Genomic DNA, 26362 nt, shown 5'->3' with positions numbered 1-26362 from the left:
GGTTGGGCGAAGCCGGGAGCCGAGACGCTGATGTTTCGGAGCAATTTCATGTTTGGCTGGTTCGAACAGCGACTCAATCCCTTTCCGAGCGAGGAGCCTGTCGCTCCACCCAAAGGTCTTTTTGCCTTTTGCTGGCACTACAGCAAGCCGGCGGCACCCTGGCTCGGCCTGATGGCATTGCTGACGGCGTCGATCGCCGTCGGCGAAGTGGCGCTCTTCCAGTTTCTCGGTGACATCGTCGACTGGCTGACCAATGCCGACCGCGCCACCTTCCTGCAGACGGAGGGCCACAAGCTGTTCTGGATGGCGGTGCTGGTGCTGGTCGGCTTGCCGCTGGCGGCCGGCCTGGACTCCCTCATTATGCACCAGATGTTGCTCGGCAACTATCCGATGAGCGCCCGCTGGCAGATGCACCGCTTCCTGCTGCGCCACAGCATGACGTTCTTCGCCAACGAGTTTGCCGGGCGTGTCGCGACAAAGGTGATGCAGACCTCGCTTGCCGTGCGCGAAACGGTGATGAAGATTCTCGACGTCTTCGTCTACGTCGTCAGCTATTTCCTGACGATGATCATCGTGATTGCGGCCGCCGACTGGCGGCTGATGATCCCGATCCTCGTCTGGCTCGCCGTCTATATCAGCATCGTCTCCTATTTCGTGCCGCAGCTTCGCAAGATCGCGGCGCAGCAGGCGGATGCACGCTCGATGATGACCGGTCGCGTGGTCGACAGCTACACGAATATCGCCACCGTCAAGCTGTTTTCGCATGCCGGCCGCGAGGAAATCTATGCCAAGGAGGGCATGGACGAGTTCCTGCAGACGGTGCACAGGCAGATGCGCAAGGTGACGCTCTTCCACATCAGCGTCTACCTGAACAACTGCGTTGCGCTGTTCGTCGTCTCGGGCATGTCGATCTGGTTCTGGCTGAACGGGGCGATCTCGGTCGGCGCGATTGCGATCGCCATCGGTCTTGCCATGCGTGTCAACGGCATGTCGCAATGGATCATGTGGGAAGTCTCGGCGCTGTTCGAGAATATCGGCACGGTCTATGACGGCATGGAGATGATGAGCAAACAGCACGACATCGTCGACAAGCCGGGCGCGCCTTCGATGACGGCGAAGAAGGGCGCGATCCACTATGAGCGCATCCGCTTCCACTACGGCAAGAGCAAGGGCGTCATCGACAATCTGTCGCTCGACATCAAGGCGGGCGAGAAGGTCGGTCTCGTCGGGCGTTCCGGCGCCGGCAAGACGACGCTGATGAACCTGCTGCTGCGCTTCTACGATCTGGAGGGCGGTCGCATCACCATCGACGGCCAGGATATATCAGGCGTTTCGCAGGAAAGCCTGCGTTCGCTGATCGGGGTGGTCACGCAGGATACCTCGCTGCTGCATCGCTCGATCCGCGACAACATCGCTTATGGCCGGCCGGAGGCGAGCGATGCCGAGGTGATCGAGGCGGCCAGACGCGCCAATGCCTGGGAGTTCATAGAGGGGCTCGTCGACATGCAGGGGCGCCAGGCGCTCGACGCGCAGGTCGGCGAACGCGGCGTCAAACTGTCCGGCGGCCAGCGGCAGCGCATCGCGATCGCCCGTGTCTTCCTGAAGGACGCGCCGATCCTGGTGCTCGACGAGGCGACCTCGGCGCTCGATTCAGAAGTCGAGGCGGCGATCCAGGAAAACCTCTTCGCCCTGATGGAGGGCAAGACGGTGATCGCGATCGCTCACCGGCTGTCGACGCTGACGGAGATGGATCGGCTGATCGTGCTCGACAAGGGCCGGATCATCGAGGCCGGCTCGCACGGCGAACTGATCGAGAGCGGCGGCGTCTACGCCGACCTCTGGAACCGCCAGTCCGGCGGCTTCCTCTCCGACCACACCGAGGAAGCGGAAGAGGCGGCGGAATGATCAAAGCCCTCCCTGCGAGAGCGGGGAGGGCCTTTTGAATTGTTAAACTGAAATGGGGTACAAGGAGTCCCCATCCTTTCAAAGACTGTCAGCCCAGTCGATCACCCGGTCGTGTTCGACGACAACAATGGTGTTGGCGGCCGCGAGCGTGCGGAGCGTGGTGATGCGGCGGCGTTCCTCGCTGTCGAGCCAGGCGGTGATGGCTTCGGCGACAATCAGATCGCGCGGCAGCGCCAGGTCGGCGGCCAGGGCATCCAACCTTGCTGCGAGCGGAAGAGGAATATGCGCATCGAGCATTTTCATTTCCATGGCCTTCCCTCCGTTGAAGCGCGATCCTATCGTCAGATTGTGACCGGTTGGCGAGCAATCAATGGCGATGCCGCCGATGTTACCGATCATTACAAAAATATAAGATTGCGACCTCTTTTCATTCCCTTTGCCGCTCCCCTCAATCCGCCTATATCGCTTCCATGTTGCTGCGGCCCATCTTCCGCCTGTTCGAGACCTGGATCAATCCGTTCCGCCCGCGCGCCAATCTCCAGCCGCCGCAGACAACGCTCGGCTTCATCTGGTTCTATATCGGCCAGACGAGGATGCCGTTCGTCGCCATGCTCATACTCGGCGGCGCATCGGCGGCAATCGAAGCCGCACTTTTCTGGTTCGTCGGACGCCTCGTCGATATTCTCGCCAGCATTACGCCCGGCGCCGGCTGGAGCGGTCTTCTTGCGGCCCACGGCGGCGAACTGTTCGGCATGCTCGCTCTCATCGGGCTCGTACGCTTCGTCGTCGCCTTTCTGATTGCCCTCGTCGATCAGCAGGTGATCACGCCCGGCTTCTACAATCTAGCACGCTGGCAATCCTATCTCCATGTCTCCCGGCAGTCTTTGTCGTTCTTTCAGAGCGATTTTTCCGGGCGAATCGTCACCAAGGTCTGGTCGGCAGGCCAGGCAACCGGCGATCTCGTCACCTCGCTGATGGAAAGCGTCTGGTTTGTCGGAATATATGCGGTCACGACGCTGGTGCTGGTCGCCCGGTTGGACTTTTCCCTTGCCGCCGTCGTGCTGTTCTGGCTTGGCGCCTTCAGCCTGCTTGCCCGCCACTTCGTCCCGCGGATTCGCCATCATTCGCGCGAGACGGCGGAAGCGGGGTCGATGCTGAACGGCCGGATGGTCGATTCCTACAGCAATATGCAGACGCTGAAGCTGTTTGCCCGCGACGAAGAGTGCGACCGCTACATGCGCCAGGGCTTCGATATCTATCAGGATACGGTGCTGCGCTTCACGCGGTTCATCACCGGCGTCAGGGCCTCCATGGCGCTGCTCTCCGGCCTGATGATCGTGACGATGGCAGGCTTGAGCGTCGATCTCTGGCTGCGCGGCCTGGTCAGCTCCGGTGCTGTGGCATTCTCGCTGGCACTGGTGCTGAGGCTGAATTTCCTGCTCGGACGGCTGATGACGCAGTTCAACGGCATCATGCGCAATCTCGGCACCATCCAGAATGCCGCCGAGTTGATCTCCCAGCCGCTCGGGCTCGTCGACCGCGCCGATGCGAAGAGCCTGGTGATCCGGCAACCCGGCATTCGCTTCGAGAATGTCTCCTTCCGCTATGGCAAGGGGCAGGAGCTGGTCGTCGACAATTTCTCTCTGACTATCCGTCCCGGCGAGAAGGTCGGGATCGTCGGCCGTTCGGGCGCTGGAAAATCAACGCTGATGAACCTGCTGCTGCGCCTCTACGACCTCCAGGAGGGTCGCATCCTCATCGACTGCCAGGATATATCGGCCGTGACGCAGGAATCGCTCCGGATGCAGATCGGCGTCGTCAGCCAGGATACTTCGCTGCTGCATCGTTCGGTGCGCGACAATATCCTGTTCGGCCGGCCGGATGCCGGCGAGGAGCGGCTGGTCGAGGCGGCCCGGCGCGCCGAAGCCATCGACTTCATCGCCCGCCTGCAGGATCAGCAGGGCCGCAGAGGTTTCGACGCACATGTCGGCGAGCGCGGCGTCAAATTGTCGGGCGGTCAGCGGCAGCGCATTGCCATTGCCCGGGTGATGCTGAAGGACGCTCCGATCCTGGTTCTCGACGAAGCGACGTCGGCACTCGATTCGGAAGTGGAGGAAGCGATCCAGTCCAATCTCCATCGGATCATGGAGGGCAAGACCGTGCTCGCGATCGCCCACCGGCTGTCGACGATTGCTGCGCTCGACCGGCTGATCGTCGTCGATCGCGGGCGGATCATCGAGGAGGGCAGCCACGACGAACTGCTTCGCCAAGGCGGGCTCTATGCCGAACTTTGGGCGCGCCAGTCCGGCGGCTTCCTCGCGGCGGACGAGTATCTCGGCTCAGGGGGCGATGGCGAATTCCGCCATGAGGCCAAAATGGTTTGATCCGTAGCTGTCGGCGATGCGGCGGACCGATTTCAGCCGCAGGGGCGCCCTCGCAAAGACGTGGTCGATCGGAATGCCGAAGGCGCCGGCGGCGATTGGCCAGGTTGCGGGTTCCCGCGAAACGGTGGCGAAGCCTTCTCTGCGCAGAAGGTCCTGTACGCCCGGCGTCAGGATGGACGAGTTGAAATCGCCGGCCAGCACCAGAGGTCCCGGCAGGGTGGGGGCGATCGCGGCGAGGTCCTCGAGCTCCAGACCGTAGAACTCGTCGTAATAGGGTTTGGTCAGATGCGCGGTCAGGAAGTTGACCTTGCGGCCGTCGAAATCAACCGTCGAGATCGTCAGCCGGTTGCGCCACAGCAGGCCGAGACTGCGGATGCGCGGCTCGATGAGTGGGCGCTTCGACAGGACCAGCGTATCGCATTCCTGCATGCCGATGCCGCAGCCGACATAATGAGGATAAGTTTTCAGAAGCCGCGGCAGTTCCGACCGAACCGGCTCGGCCTCGAGGATGTTGACGACGTCGGCGCCCGAGGCAATCGCCATGTCGGCAATCGCGGCACCGTTTGCGAAATTATCGTTTTCGATATTGAAGGACATCAGCCGGAAAAGAACCGGGCGGTTATTATCGACGGCGGGCTGGGCAAATTCGCGGGTCATCACAATGCCGTGGACGGCAAGAGCCAGTGATGCGCCGAGTGTCAGCAGGCCGTACCAATGGCGCTTGACAAGCAAAGCCGCGAGGGAGGCGAGCGCAGCCGCCGCCGCCAGATGGAGCTGGAAGCTGTAAAAGAGGGAAAGCAGATAAAAATCGGTGACATACCGCAACGAGACGATGGCGAGGGCCAGGGTCGTGAGGACGCTGAATACGCAAAAAATCGTGTCTCTCATACGCTTCGGTCCGGCTCGCTGGCGTGATTGCGACTGCGCCTATCACGGCGGCTTTTTTGTTGCAATGCAGCATGCCGGCAAGCTCGTGTTTGCCTTAAAAAATTCATCCGAAATTTCCCGCGACATTGTGCCCTCATCCCCTTGTCAAGGCTGGACATAATTTGCGATCAAGCTTAGAACGCGCCGGATTGCCGGGGAATCTATGGCCGAATTGTGTCTGGTTCGATTCCTCGGCAGAGGGGGCAGGGCGGAATTCCGCGATAATTGCGCAGAGGATGGTTAAGCCGTGAGCGAACACGAAACGACAAGCGAGGCTTCGACAGAGCCCACTCGCCGTGATTTCCTTTATCTCACCACCGGCATGGCGGGTGCTGTCGGCGCCGCTGCGTTTGCGTGGCCGTTCATCGATCAGATGCGCCCCGATGCGTCGACGCTCGCGCTGGCCTCTATCGAGGTCGATGTCGCGAGCCTCGAGCCCGGCATGTCGCTGACGGTCAAGTGGCGCGGCAAGCCGATCTTCATCCGCAACCGTACGCCTGAGGAAGTGAAGGCCGCAGCCGATGTTCCGCTGGCGGATCTCAAGGATCCTGTCGCCCGCAATGCGAACCTTCCCGCCGAAGCTCAGGCGACGGGGGTCGACCGTTCGGGCGGCGCCGGCAAGGAAAACTGGATCGTCATGATCGGCACATGCACCCATCTTGGCTGCGTTCCGCTCGGCCAGGCCGGCGAATACAATGGTTGGTTCTGTCCCTGCCATGGCTCGGTCTACGACACGGCCGGCCGCATCCGGAAGGGTCCTGCGTCTGAGAACCTGGCGATCCCGACCTTTTCTTTCGTGTCCGATACCAAAATCAAGATCGGTTGAGGGGAGACTGATTCATGAGTGGCCATTCCAGCTACGAACCATCAACCGGCTTCGAAAAATGGGTCGATGCGCGCCTGCCGCTGCCGCGCATGGTCTATGACAGCTTCGTGGCATATCCGGTTCCGAGAAACCTGAACTATGCCTACACGTTCGGCGCCATGCTCTCCGTCATGCTGGTCGTGCAGATCCTGACGGGCATCGTGCTCGCCATGCATTACACCGCCGACACCGCGATCGCCTTCAATTCCGTTGAAAAGATCATGCGCGACGTCAACCACGGCTGGCTGCTGCGCTACCTGCATGCCAACGGCGCATCCTTCTTCTTCGTCGCCGTCTACCTGCATATCGCCCGTGGCCTCTATTACGGTTCCTACAAGGCGCCTCGCGAAATCCTCTGGATCCTCGGCGTCGTCATCTACCTGCTGATGATGGCGACCGGCTTCATGGGCTACGTCCTGCCCTGGGGCCAGATGTCCTTCTGGGGTGCGACCGTCATCACCGGCTTCTTCTCGGCCTTCCCGATGATCGGCGAATCGCTCCAGCAGTTCCTGCTCGGCGGCTTTGCGGTCGAACAGCCGACGCTGAACCGCTTCTTCTCGCTGCACTACCTGCTGCCCTTCATGATCGCCGGCGTCGTCGTCCTGCACATCTGGGCGCTGCACGTCACCGGCCAGACGAACCCGACGGGCGTCGAGGTCAAAACCAAGACCGACACCGTGCGCTTCACGCCCTATGCGACGATGAAGGATGCGCTCGGCGTTTCGGTCTTCCTGCTGGTCTATGCCTATTTCGTCTTCTACATGCCGAACTTCCTCGGCCACGCCGACAACTACATCCCGGCCGACCCGTTGAAGACGCCGGCTCACATCGTTCCGGAATGGTACTTCCTGCCGTTCTACGCGATGCTGCGTTCGATCACCTTCAACATCGGCCCGATCGACTCCAAGCTCGGCGGCGTGCTGGTGATGTTCGGTGCAATCATCGTGCTGTTCTTCTTGCCCTGGCTCGATACGTCGAAGGTTCGCTCGGCGGTCTACCGTCCCTGGTACAAGCTGTGCTTCTGGCTGTTCGTGATCAACGCGATCATCCTCGGCTGGCTCGGATCGCAGCCGGCGGAAGGTGACTTCGTCTGGATCTCTCAGGTCTGCACGCTCCTCTACTTCGCCTTCTTCCTGGTTGCCATGCCGGTGCTCGGCCTGATCGAGACACCGCGCCGCATCCCGAACTCGATCACCGAAGCGGTGCTCGAGAAGCGCAACAAGACAGCTGCCGCTGGTGCAGCGGCCAATGCGTAAGCGCGCGACGGAAGGGAACAGAAACATGAAAACGCTTGTTGCAAGCATCCTCTCGCTCGCTGTCGTTGCTGGTCTCAGCGGTGCGGCTCTGGCCGAGGAGGCGCCCGCCAACGGTGCGGCTCCGGCCCATCACGCTGAAGGTGAGACGCCGCACTATCCGCTGAAGCATCCGAAGGAGGAGGAATGGTCTTTCGCCGGTCCGTTCGGCCATTACGACAAGGGCCAGCTCCAGCGCGGTCTCAAGGTCTACACGGAAGTCTGTGCGGCCTGTCATTCGATGAAGCTCGTGCCTTTCCGCACGCTCGGCGAACTCGGCTATTCCGAGGCGCAGGTGAAAGCCTTCGCCGCGAATTACGAGGTTCAGGACGGTCCTGACGCGAGCGGCGAGATGTTTACCCGCAAGGCCGTTCCTTCCGATTACTTCCCGTCCCCTTTCCCCAATGCGGAAGCCGCGGCTGCTTCCAACAATGGCGCGGCTCCACCCGATTTTTCGCTGATCGCCAAGGCCCGCTCAGTCGAGCGCGGCTTCCCGCAATTCATCTTCGACATCTTCACCCAGTATCAGGAAAGCGGCGCGGATTACATCCACGCACTGCTGACCGGCTATGAAGAGCCGCCAGCGGGTTTCCAGGTGCCGCAGGGTGGACATTATAACCCTTATTTCAATGCTGCCGCCGTTCTCGCCATGCCGAAGCCGCTCTCCGATGGTCAGGTGACCTATGACGATGGCGCGCCGACGACCGTCGAACAGTATTCGAGGGATGTCACCGCCTTCCTGATGTGGGCTGCCGAGCCGCATCTCGAAGAGCGCAAGCGCACCGGCTTCATGGTCATGGTCTTCCTGGTGATCTTTACGGTGCTGATCTATTTGACGAAGCGCTCGATCTACGCCAACAAGGAACACTGAGCGTTCCATTCCAAATTCGAAGGGCGGCTTGCGAGCCGCCTTTTTTGTTGGTTCCGCTCCTGCCAATTGATAGGGTGCGGGTGAAACACTAATGAGTTAGAGCACGATGTCGTCCGAAATCGCCTACACTTTTCGGCGTCATGCTCTAATGCATGTCGCCCGGAGGTGTGCCACGGTTTCGGGACAACACGCAAAAACAATCCGCTAAATCGCGTCGCATGAATCAGGTATGACGCGGCGCAATTAGTGTCATGCCTCGCAGATACGGACTTTCGATGGACAAAAATACGACTTCGGAGCTTGCAGCCAGCATCCGCTCCATTCCGGATTACCCCAAGCCCGGCATCATCTTCCGCGACATCACCACGCTGCTCGGCAACCCCCGCGCTTTCCGCAGGGCGGTCGACGAACTTGTGCAGCCCTATGCGGGCACGAAGATCGATAAGATCGCCGGCATGGAGGCGCGCGGCTTCATCCTCGGCGGTGCGGTGGCGCATCAGCTTTCCTCAGGCTTCGTTCCGATCCGCAAGAAGGGCAAGCTGCCGCACGATACCGTGCGCATCGCCTACAGCCTGGAATACGGCGTTGACGAGATGGAGATGCACCGCGATGCGGTGCAGCCCGGCGAGAAGGTGATACTGGTCGATGACCTGATCGCCACAGGCGGCACGGCCGTCGGGGCTACGAAGTTGCTGCGCCAGATCGGCGCGGAGGTGGTCGGCGCCTGCTTCGTCATCGATCTCCCCGATCTCGGCGGCCGCAGGAAGCTCGAAGAACTCGGCGTCGTCGTGCACACGCTGGTTGAATTCTCCGGGCATTGACCCTTCTTTACCCCCGGCGCCAGCGGCGTCAGTCGAAATCTAGGACGCCGCTCTCGAAGCGCATCACAGCCTCGCCATTCTGATTGACGCCTTCGCAGAGGATAGTGTTGAGGTTCCAGCCCGGCCGCGACGCGAGCGGCCGGCTGGAGAGGAAGGCGACGGAATAGGTTACGACATCGCCCGCAAAGACGGGCCTCAGCCATTGCAGTTTCTGAAAGCCGGGTGAGGGGCCGAGGTTGGGTGACGTCAGGCCCTTTTCGGCGAGCACGACGCTTTGCCTTTGCCAGAAGGCGAGGAAGGTTCGCATCCAGGCGGCGGTGGTGTGCCAGCCCGAGGCGCACAGACCGCCGAAGAGGGTATGTTTGGCGGCTTCCCTATCGACATGAAAACGCTGAGGATCATAGCGTGTCGCGAAGCGGATGATGTTTTCTTCGGTAAAGGTGTAGCTGCCGATCTCGGCCTTCTCGCCGACGGCGTAAAGCTCGGACATTCTCATCGCAATACCTCCGGACCCATACCGTCTTCAGGGCGCGTGCGGATCATAACCGAATTCTCGGAAAGGCAGACGAGTTCGCTGCGCTGATTTTCCACCACATGACGGAGCTTGACGATGCCCATGCCAAGGCGCGAGCGCATCAGCCGGGCTTCGAGGACGGTCGAGTGGCCGCCCAGCGTGTCGCCGGCCAGCACCGGCTTTCGCCATTCCATCAGATCAATGCCCGGAGCGCCCTCGCAGTGCGCGTTAAGGATGTAGCTGTCGGCCATCATCCGCATCAGCATCGAGGACGTATGCCAGCCGGAAGCGGCGAGCCCGCCGAGGATGCTGGCGCGGCCGGCGGCCTCGTCGAGATGCATCGGCTGCGGATCAAATTCTCTGGCGAATTCAATTATCTCCTCGGCGAGCACCGGCTTCGGACCAAGGGCGAAGCGCTGGCCGGGTGGGAAATCTTCGAAGAAAAGCTTTTCTGCCGACATTCGCTCCTCCGCCATATGCAGGGCACAATGCTTACAATAGCATCCGCGCGGGCTCAATGATTCCGGGGAGATAAACCGGCATGACGGAACTGAGGTCGATACTCGACGAGGCGGCGCGCCAGGGGCTGATTTCGCCGGAGGCGGGCGGGCGGCTTCTGCCTTTCCTAACTGAGCGCGGCGTGGCGGTTGTCGAGCCGCAGCCGACAGCAGCAGTGGGACCGGCCTGGTCGGACACGGAGACGCCGCGCTTCGTGCGTGGGTTTCACGACGTTCTGATCACCATCGGCGTCGTCGTTGGGCTCGGCGGCCTCTGGGGGCTTTCGGCACTTTATGCCGTGCTGCCCGCGATCATCGTCCTTTCGGAAATCCTGGTGCGCCGCCAGCGGCTCGCTCTGCCGGCCGTCAGCCTGACGATCGCGTTGTTCTGCTGGACCTGCCTTCTGATGTCGCGATTCTTCCCGTTGTGGACGCCGACCGCTACATCCTTTGGAGCGGAGGCGACGCAGTTCGTCGCCGGTTTCCCGATCATTCTCGGCGCCTATTATGCCCGCTACCGCGTGCCGCTGTCGCTGGCGCTCTCTATCATGTCGGTGCTTGCCTTCGTTCTCACCCTGCTTTTGCGCTTGGTGCAGTGGGCAAGCGGCAATCCGGCATTTTTCCTCGATCATCCCGTCGTGCTGGCGCTGGTTTTCCTCATCTGCGCCCTCGGACTGTTTGCGATGGCGCTCTATTTCGATCTCGGCGACCGTCTGCGGCGGACAACGCGTTCGGACATTGCTTTCTGGCTGCATCTCGGCGCGGCGCCGGCGCTGCTCTACAGCACCATTTCCCTGCTTTCGTTCGGGGGAGACGTTCGCATCTTCGACGTCGCGAACATGTCGTCGCGGACACCCGTGGTCGTCGCGACGGTGGCGATGCTGATGCTGATCGGTCTCATCATAGACCGGCGCGCCTTCGTCACCTCGGGACTGCTGTCGCTCGGCGTTGCGATCTTCGGCGTCTTCCGGGAGGGAAGCGCCACGGTCGACACCTATATCTTCACGACGCTGATTATCGTCGGCGCGATCGTCTTGATCATCGGCACCGGCTGGATGCCGCTTCGGCGGCTGGTGCTCAGGGCACTGCCGCCGGCCATCGCAAACAGGCTGCCGCCGGGTTAAGGCGGCAGCGGATTTTCATTTAGGTGTTGAAGCGGAAGTGGATGACGTCGCCGTCCTGAACGACGTATTCCTTGCCTTCGTCGCGCGCCTTGCCGGCATCCTTGGCACCGACTTCGCCGTTGAATTTGATATAGTCGTCATAGGCGATGGTGTTGGCGCGAATAAAGCCGCGCTCAAAATCCGAATGGATGACGCCGGCGGCCTGCGGCGCCTTGGTGCCGCGCTCGATCGTCCAGGCGCGCGTTTCCTTCGGGCCGACGGTGAAATAGGTGATGAGGTGGAGCAGCTTGTAGCCGGCGCGGATGAGCCGGTCGAGGCCCGCTTCGTCAAGGTCGAGGGCAGAGAGGAATTCCTTGGCCTCATCCTCGGGAAGCTGGGCGACCTCAGCCTCGATCGCCGCCGAGATGACGACGGTTTCGGCACCCTGTTCCCTAGCCATGGCCGCGACGGCCTCGGTGAACTGGTTGCCGGTCGAAGCCTCGGCCTCTGCCACGTTGCAGACATAGAGCACCGGGTGCGAGGTCAGCAAGTTGAGGCCCTTGAGGATGGCGATCTCCTCGGCATCGAGCGTCGACAGCAGCGTGCGTACCGGCTTGCCCTCGTTGAGCAGCTTCAGCGACGCTTCCATGATCGGCAGCATCGCCATCGACTCCTTGTCCTTGCCGGTGGCGCGCTTGCGCGTCTGCTCGGTGCGGCGTTCCAGGCTTTCGAGGTCGGCCAGCATCAGCTCGGTCTCGATCGTCTCGGCATCGGCGACGGGGTTGATGCGACCCTCGACATGGGTAATGTCGCTGTCTTCGAAGCAGCGCAGCACATGCACGATGGCATCGACTTCGCGGATATTCGCCAGGAACTGGTTGCCGAGGCCTTCACCCTTCGAGGCACCGCGCACCAGGCCGGCGATATCGACGAAGGAAATGCGGGTCGGGATCAGTTCCTTGGATTTGGCGATGTCGGCAAGCTTGCGCATGCGCGGATCAGGCACGGCGACTTCGCCGGTATTCGGCTCGATGGTGCAGAAGGGATAATTCGCCGCCTGTGCCGCCGCCGTCTTGGTGAGCGCGTTGAAGAGGGTCGATTTGCCGACGTTCGGCAGACCGACGATGCCGCATTTGAAGCCCATGGCTAAAACCTGCTGTTCTTGAATTTCTTGCTGGTGCCTATGGGATAAAGGAGCAATATGGTCAAGTCTTAGCGAGCTTTTAACGTTGCTCACTTGCCCAAGGAACGGCGCCGGCCTATTTTCGAGGGCGATCGCGGTTTCGATGCATTGCGGATTTCGGTCAGATGCACGGTCGCTCCTGCCGGCCGCACATCCGGCCCTCAATTCGGCGGCCGATTTTCTGATCGAGGCGGGCAGCCACGGCCGTCGAAAATTCGTCATCGACAATGGTTAATTGGTTTTGAAGATTCCTGACCATGTCATCAACGGGTGGATTTTCCGATGAGTGACAACGACGTTGCCCTGAAGCCGAAGACCAAGGTGAAGCCGAAGCTGGACAAGCCGAAGCTCTACAAGGTCATCCTCGTCAACGACGATTATACGCCGCGCGAATTCGTCATCGTGATCCTGAAGGTTGTCTTCCGCATGAGCGAGGAGACCGGCTATCGGGTGATGATGACGGCGCACAAGCTCGGTGCCTGCGTGGTCGTGGTCTGCGCCAAGGACATTGCCGAGACCAAGGCCAAGGAGGGCATCGACCTAGCAAAGGAGATGGGCTTTCCGTTGATGTTCACGACGGAGCCCGAGGAATAGCCGACTCAGGCTCGGCGGATCTGATAGCCGGTCTTGTCCTGGATGAAGCCACAATTCTCGTAGAAGCGAAGCGTCGCAGGATTCTTGGAGCCGGTCAGCAGCATCACTTTGTAACAGCCGGCCTTCCAAGCTTGCTCCACCGCATGGCCGATGACCGCGCCGGCATAACCCTGCCGGCGGTGGTCGGTGTGGGTGACGACGTTTTCGATGAGCGCATAGGAGGCGCCGCCCCGCGTCAGGTTCGGCACGACGATCAGCGTGGCGGTGGCGGCGGCGACATCGCCGGCAAAGGCAATGAACACGGTCATGCCGGGATGGGCGAGGATGGCGGAGAAGCGCTCTCCTGCCATGGGCTTGTCGAGAACGGGATCTGTCGGGTTCAAATGCCGGTAGAGGACGCTCAGTCCCGGAAGATCGCCGGCAGTTGCGCGGCGGATGGCGAAATCCTGGTCCGGCACCGGCCTCATTCCCCCTTATTGCCGAACATCTTCTTCAGCATCTCGGCCATCGGCCCGGTGGCGGAGAGTTTCGGCTGATTACTGCTACGGGCCTGACGGATGTGCGACTGACCGGCCGGCTTCTTTTCGCCATCCTTGCCTTCTTTGCGCGGTTTTTCCTCCTCGGCCTGGCCGCCGAGCGCCAGCGCGATCTTGTTCACCAGCTGGGAATCCTCGTTCCGCACCAGCATCTCGGCATTGTCGGCGAGCGTGTCGAGGAGCGGCTCCAGCCAGTCCCTGTCGGCCTTGGCGAAATCGCCGAGTACATGGTTCTGCACCATTTCCTTGACGCCGGGATGGCCGATGCCGAGGCGCAGGCGCCGGTATTCCTTGCCGCAATGGGCGTCCAGCGACCTGATGCCGTTGTGGCCGCCATGGCCGCCGCCGGTCTTTAGCCGCGCCTTGCCAGCGGGAAGGTCAAGCTCATCATAGATTGCGACAAGGTCGGAGGGTTGGAGCTTGTAAAAGCGCATCGCCTCGCCGACGGCCTCGCCGGAGAGGTTCATGTAGGTCTGGGGCTTGATCAGCAGCACCTTCTCGCCGGCGAGTTCGCCTTCGGCGATCTCGCCCCTGAACTTTTTCGACCAGGGCGAGAAGCTGTGGCGCCGATGGATGGCATCAACGGCCATGAAGCCGATATTGTGACGGTTGCCGGCGTATTTGGCGCCGGGATTGCCGAGACCCGCGATGATCAGCATGGCCTGTCTTCCTCGCTTAAGCTTTCCCGCTGTTCACCACCCGGAAAACCGCGCAATGTCAAGCGGAAAGGGCAGCATCAGTCCGACAGGTTCATGCCGTATTTCAGAAAGATCTTTTTCTGGTCGCCATCGGCGATCAGCTTGTCGAGAGCGGCCTGCATCTTGGCGCGCAGATCGTCCGGAAAGCTCTTTTCGCAGGCAATGCCCATCGGCTGGGCGGAGAGCACCGTCACCATCTCCACCGGCTGATCGGCCTTCAGCTTGTCGAAATAGAGTTCGGAGATTGGCATCATGTCGATGCGGCCGCTCAGCAGCTTGCGCAGCGTCGCGTTGAAGTCGCTGGCGACGTCGAGCTTGGTGAAGCCCTTCTCCTTCAGGATCGTCTCGGTGTAGTCCTCCCGCTGCGTGCCGATCGTATATTTCTTCGCCTCGTCCAGAGTGCCGGCGGTGACGCCGGAACCCTTCCGGGTAATCAGGATATTGCGATCGATCAGCAGCGGTTCGATCCATTTGAACAGAGGGTCGCGGGTGCTGTTGTGGGCGGTGGCGAAAACGCAGGTCATCGGCGCCGTGCGCGCGAGGCCGAAAGCGCGCGCCCAGGGCAAGACCTCGATCGTGTAGTCGACGCCGATCGCGGCCATCACCTTTTCGACCTGCTCGACCGTCGCGCCCTTGATCTCCTTGCCTTCGCGATAGTTGAAGGGGGCGTAATCCTCGGTCGTGAAATTGATTGTCTGCGCATGGGCAGCGCAGGGCAGCGCCAGGCATGCGAGAAGCAGGAGCTTTTTCATCGGATTATCTCCTTCGTTCTTCGTTTACGAGGCGCGTGCGACGGCCGATTGCGCGATCATCAGTTCCTCGATGAGCTTGGCTGCGTGCTGCGGGCGATGGAAGAGGTAGCCCTGGCCATAGTCCAGCCCCATCTGGTGGAGGGTGCGGCATTCCTCTTCGGTCTCGATGCCCTCGGCGATGACGGTGCAGTTCATCTTGTGGGAGAGGGTGGTAATGCCTTCGATCAGCATGCGGCTCTTCTGGCGCACGTCATCATCGCCGTCGTTGATCGCGCGGGTAAAGGACTGGTCGATCTTGATGATGTCGACAGGGAAGCGGTTCAGGTAGCTGAGCGACGAATAGCCGGTGCCGAAATCGTCGAGAGCGATGCGGCAGCCGAAGCGGCGAAGCTCGGTGACGATCATGCGAATCTCAGGGTTGTCATGCATCAGCACGGCTTCGGTGATCTCGACGACGATGCGCTCGGGGCGGATGCCGTGGCGGCCGACAATGGCGGCAAGCCGGGCCGGCAGCGCCGGCTCGAACTGCAGCGGCGACAAGTTGATGGCGATATAGCTATCCTGCATGCCCGATAGGCGGGAAATTTTCGCGAGGTTGGCGATCGCCTTCTCCATGATGACGTTGCCGACGCGCACGATCTTTCCTGTTTCCTCGGCGACGCTGATGATCTCGGCCGGCGGCATCAGCCCCTTCTGCGGATGGTTGAGGCGCATCAGCGCCTCGAAACCGGCAATGCCGCGGCCGTTCAAATTGACGATCGGCTGCAGGAAAGCCTCGAACCAGTTGTCGACGAGGCCGGCTTCGATATTGGCCTCGATTTCGGCGCGGCTGCGGGCGCGGTCCAGCATGGTATTGTCGAAGAGCTGCGCACCATTCTTGCCGTCGCGTTTCTTGGCATACATCGCCATGTCGGATTTCTGCAGCAGCTCCGCCGCGGTGGCGGCATGATGCGGATAGATGGCGATCCCGATCGAGGCGCTCAGATGCATGTCCGGGGCAAATGGCGTTTCGAAGACCGAGGCGATTTGCTCGCACATCGCCTTGGCGCGCCTTTCGGCGTCCTTCGCCGGCAGCAGGATGGCGAATTCGTCGCCGCCGAGGCGAGCTGCCTCGTCGAAGGGAGCAAGATGGGTCTTCAGGCGGGCAACCAGCTCGATCAATGCCCTGTCGCCAGCGGCATGGCCCATATTGTCGTTGATCCACTTGAAGCGGTCGAGATCGACGAAGAGGCAGGCGAGCTCCTGGCCGGCGGCGTCTGCCGCGGCGATCTTGCTGTCGAGCACGGCTTCAAAACCCTGGCGGTTGAGAAGCCCGGTCAGGTGATCAGTGATTGCCTGGCGATGGTTGCGGTCTTCGGAAGCCTTGAGCTCGGTCACATCGGTCATGACCGACAGTGAAAGGCGATCGTGAACGCCGGTGCCGGCTTCCGATTCCATGATAAGGACGTCCATGGTGCGGCCGTCCAGGCAAACGAACTTGACAGTAACCGCCATGCCGCTCTCGGCCCGGCGGCGCTTGACGAACTTGTCGCGGGTGTTTGCCGTGACGAGATCGGCGAAGTTGCGGCCGATGACGGCGGCGCGATTATAGCCGGTGGCAAGCAGCCAATAATCGCTGACGGCGGTAATGCGGTCATCCTCGTCGAGCGAGAAGAGCATGGCGGGGGTGAGATTGTAGATATCGGTGGCGCGGCGATGGGCGAGCTTCAGCTCCTTCTCCTCGCTTTCGAGCTTGGTCTGCATCTCATTGAAGCTGTGGGCAAGCCGTCCCATCTCGTCGTTCGACTGCCAGTCGACGTGATGGCGGGAGCCGAGCTGACGGGTGGCTTCGATCGCCGCCGTCAGCCGCATCAGCGGCTGGATGACGAAGAAGCGGTTGCCGATCAGCGCGGTGCCGAAAACGGTCAGAACGGCGAAAATGAAGATCGAAATGAAGACGACCTCTTCCTGCTTCAGGCCGGAAAACAGGCCCATGGCGGGATAGTAGACGCTGATACTGCCGAGATTCTTCGGGCCATCGATGGTGTTGTAGATGATGGCGCGCGACACCTGCACGAGCTTGCCGTCGAAGGAGCGGGGAATGGTGGACTGGCTGACGTCGAGCTGGCCTGACCGATCGCGCACTTCGACCTTGACGATGGCGCCCTGGGAAACGACCGTCGCGCCGATCTGAGTGACGCTTTCTTCATCGAGGTCCCAGAGGGGCTTTGCCAGTGCCTGAGCATTGGCGACAAGAAGAACCGAGATATGGTCGCGTATTTCCTTGTCGGCCCGCTCCGAGGAAAGAAAAAGAAAGAGAACAAAGAGAGGAGCGACAAAAACAAGCAGCGCTCCGCAAACAATCCCAAAAAACCTGTTCTCAACGGAATTGTTCATGGTTCCGTCTACTCCCCCAGACCGGCCATATTTGCTGTCGCGCGTTCGGGCCGGCTTCTTCGCAGCTGACGGGCATGCTTTCACGAATATATTAAATTTGCTGAAACGGGGGTCCGCGGGCAACGAAAAGCCCGCCTTCCTGGGAAGGCGGGCCATATGTTTTATAAATGGAGTAAAGCGATCAGGCTTCGGTTTCGCCTTCTTCGGCGCTTTCGTCGACACCGGCAGCCGGAGCGACGATGGTCGCGATCGTGAAATCGCGGTCGATGACCGTGGTCACGCCCTTCGGCAGGGTGACTTCCGAAATGTGGATGCTGTCGCCGATCTTCTTGCCGCTGAGGTCAATGTCGAAGAATTCCGGGATCGCATCGGCCGGGCAATGAACTTCGACCGAGTGGCGGACGATGTTCAGAACGCCACCGACCTTGAGGCCCTGGGACTTCTCTTCGTTGATGAAGTGAACCGGGATTTCGACGGTCACCTGGGTGTTGCCGGAGACGCGGAGGAAATCGACATGCATCGTGAAATCGCGGACCGGATCGAGCTGGTAGTCCTTCGGCAGAACCTTGTACTTCTTGCCGTCGACTTCGATCGTCGCCACGGTGGTCATGAAACCACCGGCGTGAATGCGCTTCGTCACCTCATTGGTGTTGAGAGCGATGGCAATGGGGGCCTGCTTGTCACCATAGATGACAGCGGGAATCAAACCGTTGCGGCGAAGTTCACGGGCGGACCCCTTACCAACCCGTTCGCGCGCCTCGGCCTTGAGCTCGTAAGTTTCCTGGCTCATGGCTATTCCTTTCGAGGTTATTTGGAGAGTTCGTCGGCGGGCAGAAGCCTGTTTCCGTCGAACCGGAGGCGGGTTTCCCCATCCTCATCCGCGTTGCCTCCAAGGGTGTCTACGCGGACCGGTGGCCTATATTATAACTCGATCGGAAACGCAAGTTGCCGATTGCGGCGAGGCTGCCGTCCCCGCAGGCGTCATCGGCCATGTCTGCGAATGAGCCCCGGCAACAGCAACCAGCGTAGGCCGGGCTTCGGCTCAAAGAGACGAACCTCATGAAATCACTTCAAAACCGCGTCCGTCCAAGGCCACTTGGCTTGACATTGCCGCGCTTCGCATCTTTGGATGGCCGCTCAAAAGCGGCTGAGGAGAAACCAGACTATGCGTCTCAAACTTGTCACGGCAACGAGCTTGCTTGCCCTTTGCGTTTTTACCACGGCCGAGGCCGTGGAGATCAATCAGGATGGCGCCAACACCGTCAGGGACACTCTCACAAAGTTGCTTCCCGATGATCTGGCGAAGAGCGGCTTCATCACCGTCAATCCGGCGGGCACGCGCTACGAGATCATCTATGATCTGGCGAAGCTGCTTGCAAAAGTGGATCCGGCGACCTTTACGATCAACGGCCTTACCCCGTTCTCGACATTCGCCACGCCGCTCGACAATGGGCTTTGGAACATCGAAGGCGACGACAGGTTCAACGTCTCCGGGCATTTTAAAGACCCGGATCAGAAAACAACGAATTTCACCTATTCCATCGCTTCGATCGTCTACAGCGGTGTTTTCGACCCGGCAATCAGCTATCTGCGCTCAGGCACCTTTGCGGTCAAGGACGTCAAGGTCGCCAGCAAGTCTGAAACCGAGGAAGTTCAAGCCGCCATCGCCAGCATGGACCAAAAGCTGAGTTCGACGGACAGTGCAGGCGGCAACGGACGTATCGATTTTGTCGGCAGCGCCTCCATGTATGGTTTTGTCGAGCAAGTTTCCGGCCTGCAAATGCCGCCCATCGAAATTCGTGCCGGCTCAATCAATGTCGATGCCAAGGTGAATGGCCTGCCGGCGAAGCAGATCCGCGACGTGGTCTTCTTCGTGCTCGACCATGCCGATGAGAAGGAATTGAGCTCGGAAAATACTGATAAGATAAAGACAATCGCGAAGGAAGCTTTTCCGCTTCTGACCTTGTTCAGCGAGACGATCGGGGTCAACGACCTGTCCGTCACAAACGAGATGGGCAAGGGCGGCGCCAAGGCATTCAACTACAACCTCGCCATTGAAGGTCCGAGCGACGCCATGCGTTTCGGCTTCGGCATGAACGCGCAGGAGATCAGCCTCGACACGCCGCTGATGCCGGCAAACTACGCGACATTCGTGCCGACCAGTTTCGATTTTCAGCTCGCTGTTCCGGACGTAGATTTCGCAAGCTTCGGCGAAGCCCTCATGGCGGTGGATTTCAATGACAAGGCACCGGAGAAGGCCGGCGAGGAGATGGCGAAGAAGCTCTTCCGCGACGGCCGGCTCGCCGTCGAGTTTCCGAAGATCAGCGCCAAGTCGGATGTTTATGACGTCGATATGACGGGCAAGATCGAAGGCCGGGTCGACACCGAAAAAGACTATTCTATGGAGGCGACGATCCTGGCGCGTGATCTCGACAAGACGATCGCGGCAGTTCAGGAACTTGCCAAGACCGATCCGGATCTCAACCAGGTCTCCTTCGGCATCATGATGGTGAAGGGCTTTGCCAAGACCGATCCCGACGGTCGTTCGCGCTGGGACATCAGCGTCAGTCGCGACGGCGCGGTCACGGTCAACGGCCAGATGGTCAAGGGGCCGGACGCTCCGGATCAAGATCAGGGGCTGGAGCCAGACCAGGAGCAGGAGCAGGGCCAGGACGCGGTACCTGCGCCGCAGCAGCCTTGAGCGTCGTCAATCGGGAGAGAAACAAAAGAAGCCGGCCTTGCGCCGGCTTCAACTTGTTGACCAACTCCGTTCTTTACTCCGCGTCATCCTCGGATTGTCCACTGCTGTCAGGTTGGCGTCGACGGCCGCCCCTTCGCGCTGACTCCCTCCCGTGAACGGGGCGAGGGGATTGCCAAATGCAGTGTAGAGGGTACGGAGGGTCGGTGCGGCATGTCCTCGCCCCGCGTACGGGTCCCGAAGGACGGGTCGAGATGCCTGGCTCGACCCCGGTCTGTGGCGGCAGCCCGATGAGCGGCCGGCCCGCGATCGCTTAGGGCGACAGCAGTTCTACTGCTCGGTGAACGCCGGCTCTTTTTAATCGAACAGGCTGGAGACGGATTCTTCCTGGCTCGTCCGGCTGATGGCTTCGCCGATCAGCGGAGCGGTCGTCACGACGCGGATATTATGGGCGGATTGCACGGCCGTCGTCGGCTGGATTGAGTCGGTGATGACAAGTTCGCGCAGCTTGGACGAGGTGACGCGGGTGACGGCGCCGCCTGACAGCACGCCGTGGGTGATATAAGCCGTGACGCTGGAAGCGCCCTTGGCGAGCAGCGCATCGGCCGCATTGCAGAGGGTGCCGCCGGAATCGACGATATCGTCGATCAGCAGGCAGTCCTTGCCGGTGACATCGCCGATGATGTTCATGACTTCGGATTCACCCGGCCGGTCGCGACGCTTGTCGACGATCGACAGAAGACAGTCCAGCCTCTTGGCGAGCGCACGGGCGCGAACGACGCCGCCGACGTCAGGCGAGACGACCATGACGTTGCTGAGGTCATAGTGGCTCTTGATGTCGCGCGTCAGGACCGGCAGCGCGTAAAGATTGTCTGTCGGAATATCGAAGAAGCCCTGGATCTGACCGGCGTGGAGATCAAGCGTCATGACGCGGTCGGCGCCGGCTTCGGTGATCAGGTTCGAGACGAGCTTGGCCGAGATCGGTGTGCGGCCGGAGGCGCGGCGGTCCTGGCGGGCATAGCCGAAATAGGGGAGGACGGCCGTGATGCGGCGGGCTGACGAACGACGCATGGCGTCGATCATGATCAGCAGTTCCATCAAATGGTCGTTGGCAGGATAGGACGTGGGCTGTACGAGGAAAACGTCCTCGCCGCGAACGTTTTCCTGGATTTCCACGAAGATTTCCTGATCGGCAAACCTTCGGACACTGGCTTTCCCCAAGGGAACGTTGAGATAGTTGCAGATCGCTTCGGCGAGTTGCCGGTTCGAATTGCCTGCGAAAACCTTCATGTTGGTCCGCCTGTTATGCGCTGATAGCCGCGCTTTTTAGTCAGCTTCCCGGTGAATGCAAGGGCAAAGGCGCCACAGGCTTGGATATTTGCGAAAAGTTTGTGACTAACCGCCCTGTGTCTGCCGCCAGGAGGTGAATTCCGAGATGGTTTTCGAGGCGATCTGCTGCATCACCGAAGCCGGAACGCCCGCCCAGGGGTCGGTCGCGGCCGTCGGCACGCTTTCCTGCCCCTGAATGCGGTGCAGGCGGGCGCCGCCGCTGTCGAGAATGTCCCAGACATAGACCACGGTGACTTTGCCGTCGTCGCTGAAGGCGGAGAGATAGCCTTTGAGGATGTAGTCGCTGCTCGCATCGTTCGAGCTCTTGATGGAAAGGCCATGCGCCCGCGCCTCGGCGCCGAGCTGGCGCGAGAGCGGCGTGACGGCCTGCACCGGCGCGCCGATGATCGGCAGGAAGCGCACGGTATTGCCGCGGGCGGAAGAGGCGCCGGGGGTGAGGGCAGCGGTCTGTTGCGGCTGCGCGTCGAGCGTCTGGCCGGACTGTGCCTGAGATCCGGCACCGGCGGCCGCCGGCGGCAGCGTCTGTCCCTCGATCGGGGCAGAGGCGGCGGGCGAGGTGCTGTTCCTCGACAGGGCTTCGGCCTGTTCCTGCATCGTTGTCGGCGGGGCGCCGCTGCCGGGCCGATAGATTCCCTGCGATTGATTATAGGCCGGATGAGAGCCATTCGGCTGCGAGCCTGCGGCGAAGGCGGGTTGACGCGTGCCCGCCAGACCTTCGGCCTCACGCTGGGTCACCGGGCTTGACGGCGCGCCTCCGTAGGAGTCGCCGATGCCGACCTGCGGCGTCAGCGCGTCGGTGGTATTGCAGGCGGTGAGCAGGGCCATGACGAACAGGAAAGTGGGCACAGTCGCAGCTCGCGTCATCCCGTGATCCGTCCTTCCCACAATCGCATCAGCCCGCCCGAATTTATGCGGGCGGGGATGGTCGTCTGTCAATTCCGGATTCTCATCCGTCAATCCCGGGCTTCAAAGGCCGATAAAATCGAGCGGATGACGAGACAGTGCGCGCGGCGCATCCGCCGTCGTCAGATAGGTCTGGCCGAGCGTCATCGCGGTCCCCGTATCGGAATCGGCAATGATCATGTGCACGAAGAGCGACATGTTCGGCTCGATCGGCTGCGGATTGCCGACATGGAACATTTGATGCTCCATCCAGGAGGGCGAGAAGCGGGCGCCGAGCGAATAACCGCAGGCATTCAGCCGGTGGCGGGCGAGGCCGCGCTCGTCGATGATCCTGGCATGCATATCGAAGACGTCGCCGAAGGTGTGGCCGGGCTTCAGCACAGTCTCGATCGCTTCGATGGTTTCACGGCAGGCATTGTAGAGCTCGCGATGGCGTTGCAGCGGCTCGCCGATGACGATCGTGCGCATCATGGCGGCATGATAATGCGCGTAGGTGCCGGCCCATTCGAGCGTCAGCTGGTCGTTGGCATCGAGTTTGCGGCGGCCGGCCTTGTAGCGGCAGAGCAGCGCGTCGGCCGCCGAGCCGATGATGAACTCGTTGGCGGGATAGTCGCCGCCGCCGGAAAAAATCGCTCCCTGCATGGCGGCGAGGATCTCGGCCTCGTCGGCACCCGGTTTCGTCAGCCGGATCGCAGCGTCGAGCGCGTCGTCGGCGAGGTCTGCAGCCCGTTCGACATAGGCGATCTCGGTTGGGCTCTTGATCAGACGAAGACGGCTGACGAGATAGGAGGCGTCGACGATCTGGCCGAAAGTGGTCAACTGCGCGTCGAGCAGGCGGGCGACGCGGCCGGTCATGCCGTGCGTGTCATATTCGACGCCGATGCGAGCGCCGAGCAGATCCATCTCGACCAGCAGGTTCTTCAAGTCGAGCGTCGGATCGGCATTGACCCTATCGACCCAGATATGGATGTCCTCAAGGATCGATGTGTGCTTGGCTTGGCGAAGATCGGCCGAGCGGGTGATCAGCGCCATCGTGCCGTCGCCCTTGACGATGAGCGTCTGGAAGAAGCAGTAGCCGAAGGTGTCGTAGCCGGTCAGCCAGTACATGCTTTCCTGGGCGAAGAGCAGCAGGGCGTCGAGCTTTTCTTCCTTCATCTTCTCGGTGAGGCGCGCAAGTCGGCTTGCGAACTCGGCCTTTTCGAAGTGCAGTGCCATTCTGCTCAAGTCTCCCTGATTGATATCGCTGAAATCTGGCGGCCGTAGTCCGGCTCCTTGCGATGCGTCGTCCGGCGATAGGAAAAGAAGCGATCGCTGTCCGGATAGGTGCAGAGGCCGAGGCTTTCGGCCCGAACGCCGGCCCGGGTCAGCCTGTCGATGGTCAGTGCCGGCAGATCGAACATGGCGTGGCCCGGCGTGGCCGAAGGCATGAAGAAGCGCTCGTAATCGGGATTTTCGGCGATGAAGCGATCGACGAATTCCGGTCCGACTTCGTAGCTTTCCTGGCTGATCGAGGGGCCGAGGCAGGCCAGTATGCTGCCGCGCTCGGCACCCAGGGCTTCCATGGCTGCGACGGTGTTTTCGAGCACGCCGGTAAGCGCACCCTTCCAGCCGGCATGGGCGGCGCCGATGACGCGATTTTCGGGATCGACAAAGAGGATGGGGCCGCAATCGGCGGCCAGCACGCCAAGCACAATGCCGGGGACTGCCGTCACCATCGCATCGGCATCGGGGCGAGCGCCGTCATAGTCGGCGCCGATCGTCACGACATCGGGAGAATGCACCTGATGAACGGTTGCCAGCCGCTCGATCGGCAGATCGAACCAGGCGGCCACGCGGCGGCGGTTTTCCATCACCTTGCCCCGCTCGTCGCTGGAGCCGAGGCCGACATTGAGACCGCGATAGATCCCTTCGGAAACACCGCCGGCCCGGGTGAAATAACCGTGGCGGATGGCGGCGCCGGCCGCTTCGTTCAGCAGCGCGCTTTCGATCGGTGCGGGAGAGGCCGCGTCCTGCATCTGTGATTCCGGGCTTTTCGAGAGGTTTGTTATTGTCCCGAGCGCATCGCATCGGCGGCGCGCTTCAAGTTGCTGTACGCGGGGATGTTGGCTCAGCCGCGTGCGCCCTGTCAATCCACCGGACGAAAGGGCATGAGATCGACGGCCGGGTGCGAGACGGCCATGACCTTGAAGAGTTCGCCCATCCGGCCCTCACCGGCGCCGGCAAGCCTGTCGACCGCCGTCCGGATGACCTGCTGGGTCTGCGGCTCGCGGTCGCGCCCGAGAGCGGCGGCTCGCTCGAGAATGCCGAGGCCGGTCAGAAAGTCGCCCTGGTGCAGTGCGCCGTTCAGATGCAGGCCGGCGGTGAGCGCCGTTTCGGCGAGCTGCTGGAAATCAACATGGCTCGTTAGATCGGCTTCGCCGGGATGGGCAAGCGGCGGGTCGAATTCATGCATGCGCACCGCCTGCAGCGTATCGCCGAAACCGGTGACGAGATGGCCGTAGTCGATGACAAGCGCCGTGCCGCCGAAGGCGCGCAGCCGCTCGCAGATCGCCATCATCACCGCCTGGCGGGCAGGGGAAATCTCGAAGAGCGTTCCGAGCGGCAGGTTCTGCACCGGTTCGGGAAGCAGCGCCGGATCGAGGCCGGCGACACCGGCTGCGAAGGTCAGCTCGCCGTCGGCGTCGAGCCCGACCATGCGCTCGCGGAAGCCTGTCTGCGTGCGGACAAACTGGCGGATCGGGATCGCGTCGAACAATTCATTGGCGGCGATCAGGGTGAAGCCGGGCGGGACTTCGTCGAAGCCGTCGTGCCAGGCGATTCTCTCGCCATAGGCTTCAAGCGTCTGGCTCTGGACGTCGCGCAGACGCTCGCTGGTTTCGACAAGATGCACGCTCATGGTGTCGAAAAGCGGCGGGGCGATGCGAGCGATGACGCGCAGCATGTCCGCCATCATCGTACCGCGGCCGGGCCCGATCTCGACCAGGCGCACATCCGCCGGCGTGCCGTGGCGCTGCCAGGCATGGACGATGAAGACGCCGATCATTTCGCCGAAGATCTGGCTGACCTCCGGCGCAGTGACGAAATCGCCGGAACGGCCGAAGGGCTCGCGGGCGCGGTAATAGCCATGTTCGGGATCGGCCAGGCAGAGCGAGAAATAATCGGTGACGCTGATCGGGCCGTTGGCCTGGATGATCGCCTTGATCTTTTCGCCGAGAGCGGTGTTCATGTCGTTTATCCGCCGTGTCAGAGCTGCAGCGCAGCCTGGCGACGGGCGCGCAGCATCGCCCAGAGACCGAGCAGGATCATCGGCGAGGAGAGAACCATGCCCATGGTCAGCCAGGTGGTGCCGAGGAGGTAGCCGAGCTGGGCGTCGGGCTCGCGGAAGAATTCGACGAAGATCCGCGACAGCGCATAGCCGCAGACGAAGACGCCGGTGACGAAGCCGGGGCTTTTCAGCGCGCGCATGCCATAGACGAGGGCGGCCAGAACCAGAAGCAGGACGATGCCTTCGAGGCCGGCCTCGTAGAGCTGGCTCGGGTGGCGGGCGAAAGGACCGCCGGTCGGGAAGACCACGGCCCAGGGTACGTCTGTCAACCGGCCCCAGAGTTCGCCATTGATGAAATTGGCGATGCGGCCGAAGAACAGTCCGAAGGGGACGACCGTGGCGACGATGTCGAACAGGCTCCAGATCGGAATGGCGTGGCGACGGGCAAAGAGGATCATGACGATCGTCGTGCCGGCCAGGCCGCCATGGAACGACATGCCGCCGTTCCAGATCTGAACCGCACGCACGGGATCATGCAGGACGGCTGTGAGATCATAGAAGAAAATATAGCCGAGGCGACCGCCAAGGACGACGCCGAGGGCTGCCCAGACGATGAAATCGTCGAGCTGCACCCTTGATATCGGCGACACGTTGCCGGGCCAGAGACCGTCATTGGCAGCGATGCGGCGGGCATAGGCCCAGCCGAGCAGGATGCCGGCGACATAGGCGAGACCGTACCAGTGAATCGCCAGCGGACCGATCGAAAAGGCGATCGGATCGATGTCCGGGAAAGGCATGATGGCAAGGAGATCGGCGGCTATCGGCAAG

25 protein-coding genes are annotated in these 26362 nt (G+C 61.5%); 9 read left to right on the top strand and 16 right to left on the bottom strand.

What is annotated here, in order from left to right; translation table 11 throughout:
* The first annotated feature begins 48 nt into the window (after nucleotides 1–48).
* Entirely contained in the window at nucleotides 49–1905 is a 1857-nt protein-coding gene (locus A7X77_RS18830; RefSeq protein WP_064684357.1) for an ABC transporter ATP-binding protein, read from the top strand.
* 78 nt (nucleotides 1906–1983) lie between these two features.
* On the opposite strand, the gene A7X77_RS18825 is transcribed toward A7X77_RS18830, so the two are convergent.
* Entirely contained in the window at nucleotides 1984–2214 is a 231-nt protein-coding gene (locus tag A7X77_RS18825; protein WP_064684480.1) for a hypothetical protein, read from the bottom strand.
* Nucleotides 2215–2375: 161 nt separating this feature from the next.
* Here A7X77_RS18825 and A7X77_RS18820 point away from each other — a divergent pair, with 161 nt between their 5' ends.
* Entirely contained in the window at nucleotides 2376–4289 is a 1914-nt protein-coding gene (locus tag A7X77_RS18820; RefSeq protein ID WP_064684356.1) for an ABC transporter ATP-binding protein, read from the top strand.
* Here A7X77_RS18820 and A7X77_RS18815 read toward each other — a convergent pair.
* Nucleotides 4245–5177 carry an endonuclease/exonuclease/phosphatase family protein gene (locus tag A7X77_RS18815; protein WP_064684355.1) on the bottom strand — a complete coding sequence of 311 codons (933 nt, stop codon included), beginning with the start codon at nucleotides 5175–5177 and terminating at the stop codon, nucleotides 4245–4247. The genes A7X77_RS18820 and A7X77_RS18815 overlap by 45 nt on opposite strands.
* A 286-nt stretch (nucleotides 5178–5463) precedes the next feature.
* Between A7X77_RS18815 and petA the strand changes: the two genes are divergently transcribed.
* From petA to A7X77_RS18795, 4 genes are all read left to right on the top strand, one after another.
* Nucleotides 5464–6042, top strand: a complete 579-nt coding sequence (gene petA / locus A7X77_RS18810) for a ubiquinol-cytochrome c reductase iron-sulfur subunit (RefSeq protein WP_064684354.1) — start codon at nucleotides 5464–5466, stop codon at nucleotides 6040–6042.
* A 14-nt stretch (nucleotides 6043–6056) separates the two neighbouring features.
* Nucleotides 6057–7337, top strand: coding sequence for a cytochrome b (locus A7X77_RS18805; RefSeq protein WP_064684353.1), 1281 nt, complete (start codon nucleotides 6057–6059; stop codon nucleotides 7335–7337).
* 25 nt (nucleotides 7338–7362) lie between these two features.
* A complete protein-coding gene (locus A7X77_RS18800) occupies nucleotides 7363–8244 on the top strand; it encodes a cytochrome c1 (RefSeq protein WP_064684352.1) in 882 nt (293 codons plus the stop codon).
* A 275-nt stretch (nucleotides 8245–8519) separates the two neighbouring features.
* Nucleotides 8520–9065, top strand: coding sequence for an adenine phosphoribosyltransferase (locus A7X77_RS18795; protein ID WP_010058411.1), 546 nt, complete (start codon nucleotides 8520–8522; stop codon nucleotides 9063–9065).
* 28 nt (nucleotides 9066–9093) lie between these two features.
* Here the strand turns inward: A7X77_RS18795 and A7X77_RS18790 are convergent, their stop codons facing one another.
* Both A7X77_RS18790 and A7X77_RS18785 read right to left on the bottom strand, forming a co-directional pair.
* A complete protein-coding gene (locus tag A7X77_RS18790; protein ID WP_064684351.1) occupies nucleotides 9094–9561 on the bottom strand; it encodes a MaoC family dehydratase in 468 nt (155 codons plus the stop codon).
* Nucleotides 9558–10040, bottom strand: coding sequence for a MaoC family dehydratase (locus A7X77_RS18785; protein ID WP_064684350.1), 483 nt, complete (start codon nucleotides 10038–10040; stop codon nucleotides 9558–9560). Before A7X77_RS18785 ends, A7X77_RS18790 begins: the two co-directional genes overlap by 4 nt.
* Before the next feature lie 80 nt (nucleotides 10041–10120).
* Between A7X77_RS18785 and A7X77_RS18780 the strand changes: the two genes are divergently transcribed.
* The gene (locus tag A7X77_RS18780) at nucleotides 10121–11200 is read left to right on the top strand and encodes a hypothetical protein (protein ID WP_064684349.1); all 1080 of its coding nucleotides are present in this window, start codon (nucleotides 10121–10123) and stop codon (nucleotides 11198–11200) included.
* Between the two features lie 19 nt (nucleotides 11201–11219).
* On the opposite strand, the gene ychF is transcribed toward A7X77_RS18780, so the two are convergent.
* Complete coding sequence (gene ychF / locus A7X77_RS18775; protein WP_064684348.1) at nucleotides 11220–12323, bottom strand: redox-regulated ATPase YchF; 1104 nt, start codon at nucleotides 12321–12323, stop codon at nucleotides 11220–11222.
* Nucleotides 12324–12644: 321 nt separating this feature from the next.
* On the opposite strand from ychF, the gene clpS reads away from it, so the two are divergent.
* Entirely contained in the window at nucleotides 12645–12956 is a 312-nt protein-coding gene (clpS, locus tag A7X77_RS18770; protein ID WP_064684347.1) for an ATP-dependent Clp protease adapter ClpS, read from the top strand.
* Between the two features lie 5 nt (nucleotides 12957–12961).
* On the opposite strand, the gene A7X77_RS18765 is transcribed toward clpS, so the two are convergent.
* The 5 genes from A7X77_RS18765 to A7X77_RS18745 all read right to left on the bottom strand — a co-directional run bounded on the left by A7X77_RS18765 (nucleotide 12962) and on the right by A7X77_RS18745 (nucleotide 18108).
* Nucleotides 12962–13423, bottom strand: a complete 462-nt coding sequence (locus A7X77_RS18765; protein ID WP_064684346.1) for a GNAT family N-acetyltransferase — start codon at nucleotides 13421–13423, stop codon at nucleotides 12962–12964.
* On the bottom strand, nucleotides 13420–14151 hold the full coding sequence (pth, locus tag A7X77_RS18760; RefSeq protein ID WP_064684345.1) for an aminoacyl-tRNA hydrolase: 732 nt from the start codon (nucleotides 14149–14151) through the stop codon (nucleotides 13420–13422). The genes A7X77_RS18765 and pth overlap by 4 nt, the downstream gene beginning before the upstream one ends.
* A gap of 77 nt (nucleotides 14152–14228) precedes the next feature.
* Complete coding sequence (locus tag A7X77_RS18755; protein WP_064684344.1) at nucleotides 14229–14942, bottom strand: substrate-binding periplasmic protein; 714 nt, start codon at nucleotides 14940–14942, stop codon at nucleotides 14229–14231.
* Nucleotides 14943–14966: 24 nt separating this feature from the next.
* The gene (locus A7X77_RS18750) at nucleotides 14967–17318 is read right to left on the bottom strand and encodes an EAL domain-containing protein (RefSeq protein ID WP_064684343.1); all 2352 of its coding nucleotides are present in this window, start codon (nucleotides 17316–17318) and stop codon (nucleotides 14967–14969) included.
* 181 nt (nucleotides 17319–17499) lie between these two features.
* Nucleotides 17500–18108, bottom strand: coding sequence for a 50S ribosomal protein L25/general stress protein Ctc (locus A7X77_RS18745; RefSeq protein ID WP_064684342.1), 609 nt, complete (start codon nucleotides 18106–18108; stop codon nucleotides 17500–17502).
* Nucleotides 18109–18483: 375 nt separating this feature from the next.
* Here A7X77_RS18745 and A7X77_RS18740 point away from each other — a divergent pair, with 375 nt between their 5' ends.
* Nucleotides 18484–20019 (top strand): hypothetical protein, encoded by a 1536-nt coding sequence (locus tag A7X77_RS18740; RefSeq protein ID WP_064684341.1) that lies wholly within the window; start codon nucleotides 18484–18486, stop codon nucleotides 20017–20019.
* A 354-nt stretch (nucleotides 20020–20373) separates the two neighbouring features.
* Here A7X77_RS18740 and A7X77_RS18735 read toward each other — a convergent pair whose 3' ends face one another.
* The 6 genes from A7X77_RS18735 to lgt form a co-directional block, all read right to left on the bottom strand.
* On the bottom strand, nucleotides 20374–21306 hold the full coding sequence (locus A7X77_RS18735; RefSeq protein ID WP_010035373.1) for a ribose-phosphate pyrophosphokinase: 933 nt from the start codon (nucleotides 21304–21306) through the stop codon (nucleotides 20374–20376).
* 105 nt (nucleotides 21307–21411) lie between these two features.
* A complete protein-coding gene (locus A7X77_RS18730) occupies nucleotides 21412–22230 on the bottom strand; it encodes a hypothetical protein (protein ID WP_064684340.1) in 819 nt (272 codons plus the stop codon).
* Nucleotides 22231–22332: 102 nt separating this feature from the next.
* A complete protein-coding gene (locus tag A7X77_RS18725; protein ID WP_064684339.1) occupies nucleotides 22333–23484 on the bottom strand; it encodes a M24 family metallopeptidase in 1152 nt (383 codons plus the stop codon).
* A gap of 5 nt (nucleotides 23485–23489) precedes the next feature.
* Nucleotides 23490–24284: a peptidoglycan editing factor PgeF gene (pgeF, locus tag A7X77_RS18720; RefSeq protein WP_064684338.1), complete on the bottom strand. Its 795-nt coding sequence runs from the start codon at nucleotides 24282–24284 to the stop codon at nucleotides 23490–23492.
* A 110-nt stretch (nucleotides 24285–24394) separates the two neighbouring features.
* A complete protein-coding gene (locus A7X77_RS18715; RefSeq protein WP_064684337.1) occupies nucleotides 24395–25495 on the bottom strand; it encodes a class I SAM-dependent methyltransferase in 1101 nt (366 codons plus the stop codon).
* A 17-nt stretch (nucleotides 25496–25512) separates the two neighbouring features.
* Nucleotides 25513–26361, bottom strand: coding sequence for a prolipoprotein diacylglyceryl transferase (lgt, locus tag A7X77_RS18710; protein ID WP_064684336.1), 849 nt, complete (start codon nucleotides 26359–26361; stop codon nucleotides 25513–25515).
* Nucleotide 26362: the final 1 nt, after the last annotated feature.

This window comes from Rhizobium bangladeshense (assembly GCF_001662075.1).
In the GTDB taxonomy this organism is placed as follows: Bacteria; Pseudomonadota; Alphaproteobacteria; order Rhizobiales; family Rhizobiaceae; genus Rhizobium; species Rhizobium bangladeshense_B.
The sequence above is the reverse complement of the archived record's forward strand: the minus strand, read 5'-3'. Positions and strand labels throughout refer to the sequence as shown.

Bases quoted from the DNA above. Each gene is read 5' to 3' on its own strand.
- A7X77_RS18830 (WP_064684357.1), top strand. From the start codon at position 49: ATGTTTGGCTGGTTCGAACAGCGACTCAATCCCTTTCCGAGCGAGGAG.
- A7X77_RS18825 (WP_064684480.1), bottom strand. From the start codon at position 2,214: ATGGAAATGAAAATGCTCGATGCGCATATTCCTCTTCCGCTCGCAGCA.
- A7X77_RS18820 (WP_064684356.1), top strand. From the start codon at position 2,376: ATGTTGCTGCGGCCCATCTTCCGCCTGTTCGAGACCTGGATCAATCCG.
- A7X77_RS18815 (WP_064684355.1), bottom strand. From the start codon at position 5,177: ATGAGAGACACGATTTTTTGCGTATTCAGCGTCCTCACGACCCTGGCC.
- A7X77_RS18805 (WP_064684353.1), top strand. From the start codon at position 6,057: ATGAGTGGCCATTCCAGCTACGAACCATCAACCGGCTTCGAAAAATGG.
- A7X77_RS18800 (WP_064684352.1), top strand. From the start codon at position 7,363: ATGAAAACGCTTGTTGCAAGCATCCTCTCGCTCGCTGTCGTTGCTGGT.
- A7X77_RS18795 (WP_010058411.1), top strand. From the start codon at position 8,520: ATGGACAAAAATACGACTTCGGAGCTTGCAGCCAGCATCCGCTCCATT.
- A7X77_RS18790 (WP_064684351.1), bottom strand. From the start codon at position 9,561: ATGAGAATGTCCGAGCTTTACGCCGTCGGCGAGAAGGCCGAGATCGGC.
- A7X77_RS18785 (WP_064684350.1), bottom strand. From the start codon at position 10,040: ATGTCGGCAGAAAAGCTTTTCTTCGAAGATTTCCCACCCGGCCAGCGC.
- A7X77_RS18780 (WP_064684349.1), top strand. From the start codon at position 10,121: ATGACGGAACTGAGGTCGATACTCGACGAGGCGGCGCGCCAGGGGCTG.
- ychF (WP_064684348.1), bottom strand. From the start codon at position 12,323: ATGGGCTTCAAATGCGGCATCGTCGGTCTGCCGAACGTCGGCAAATCG.
- clpS (WP_064684347.1), top strand. From the start codon at position 12,645: ATGAGTGACAACGACGTTGCCCTGAAGCCGAAGACCAAGGTGAAGCCG.
- A7X77_RS18765 (WP_064684346.1), bottom strand. From the start codon at position 13,423: ATGAGGCCGGTGCCGGACCAGGATTTCGCCATCCGCCGCGCAACTGCC.
- pth (WP_064684345.1), bottom strand. From the start codon at position 14,151: ATGCTGATCATCGCGGGTCTCGGCAATCCCGGCGCCAAATACGCCGGC.
- A7X77_RS18755 (WP_064684344.1), bottom strand. From the start codon at position 14,942: ATGAAAAAGCTCCTGCTTCTCGCATGCCTGGCGCTGCCCTGCGCTGCC.
- A7X77_RS18750 (WP_064684343.1), bottom strand. From the start codon at position 17,318: ATGAACAATTCCGTTGAGAACAGGTTTTTTGGGATTGTTTGCGGAGCG.
- A7X77_RS18745 (WP_064684342.1), bottom strand. From the start codon at position 18,108: ATGAGCCAGGAAACTTACGAGCTCAAGGCCGAGGCGCGCGAACGGGTT.
- A7X77_RS18740 (WP_064684341.1), top strand. From the start codon at position 18,484: ATGCGTCTCAAACTTGTCACGGCAACGAGCTTGCTTGCCCTTTGCGTT.
- A7X77_RS18735 (WP_010035373.1), bottom strand. From the start codon at position 21,306: ATGAAGGTTTTCGCAGGCAATTCGAACCGGCAACTCGCCGAAGCGATC.
- A7X77_RS18730 (WP_064684340.1), bottom strand. From the start codon at position 22,230: ATGACGCGAGCTGCGACTGTGCCCACTTTCCTGTTCGTCATGGCCCTG.
- A7X77_RS18725 (WP_064684339.1), bottom strand. From the start codon at position 23,484: ATGGCACTGCACTTCGAAAAGGCCGAGTTCGCAAGCCGACTTGCGCGC.
- pgeF (WP_064684338.1), bottom strand. From the start codon at position 24,284: ATGCAGGACGCGGCCTCTCCCGCACCGATCGAAAGCGCGCTGCTGAAC.
- A7X77_RS18715 (WP_064684337.1), bottom strand. From the start codon at position 25,495: ATGAACACCGCTCTCGGCGAAAAGATCAAGGCGATCATCCAGGCCAAC.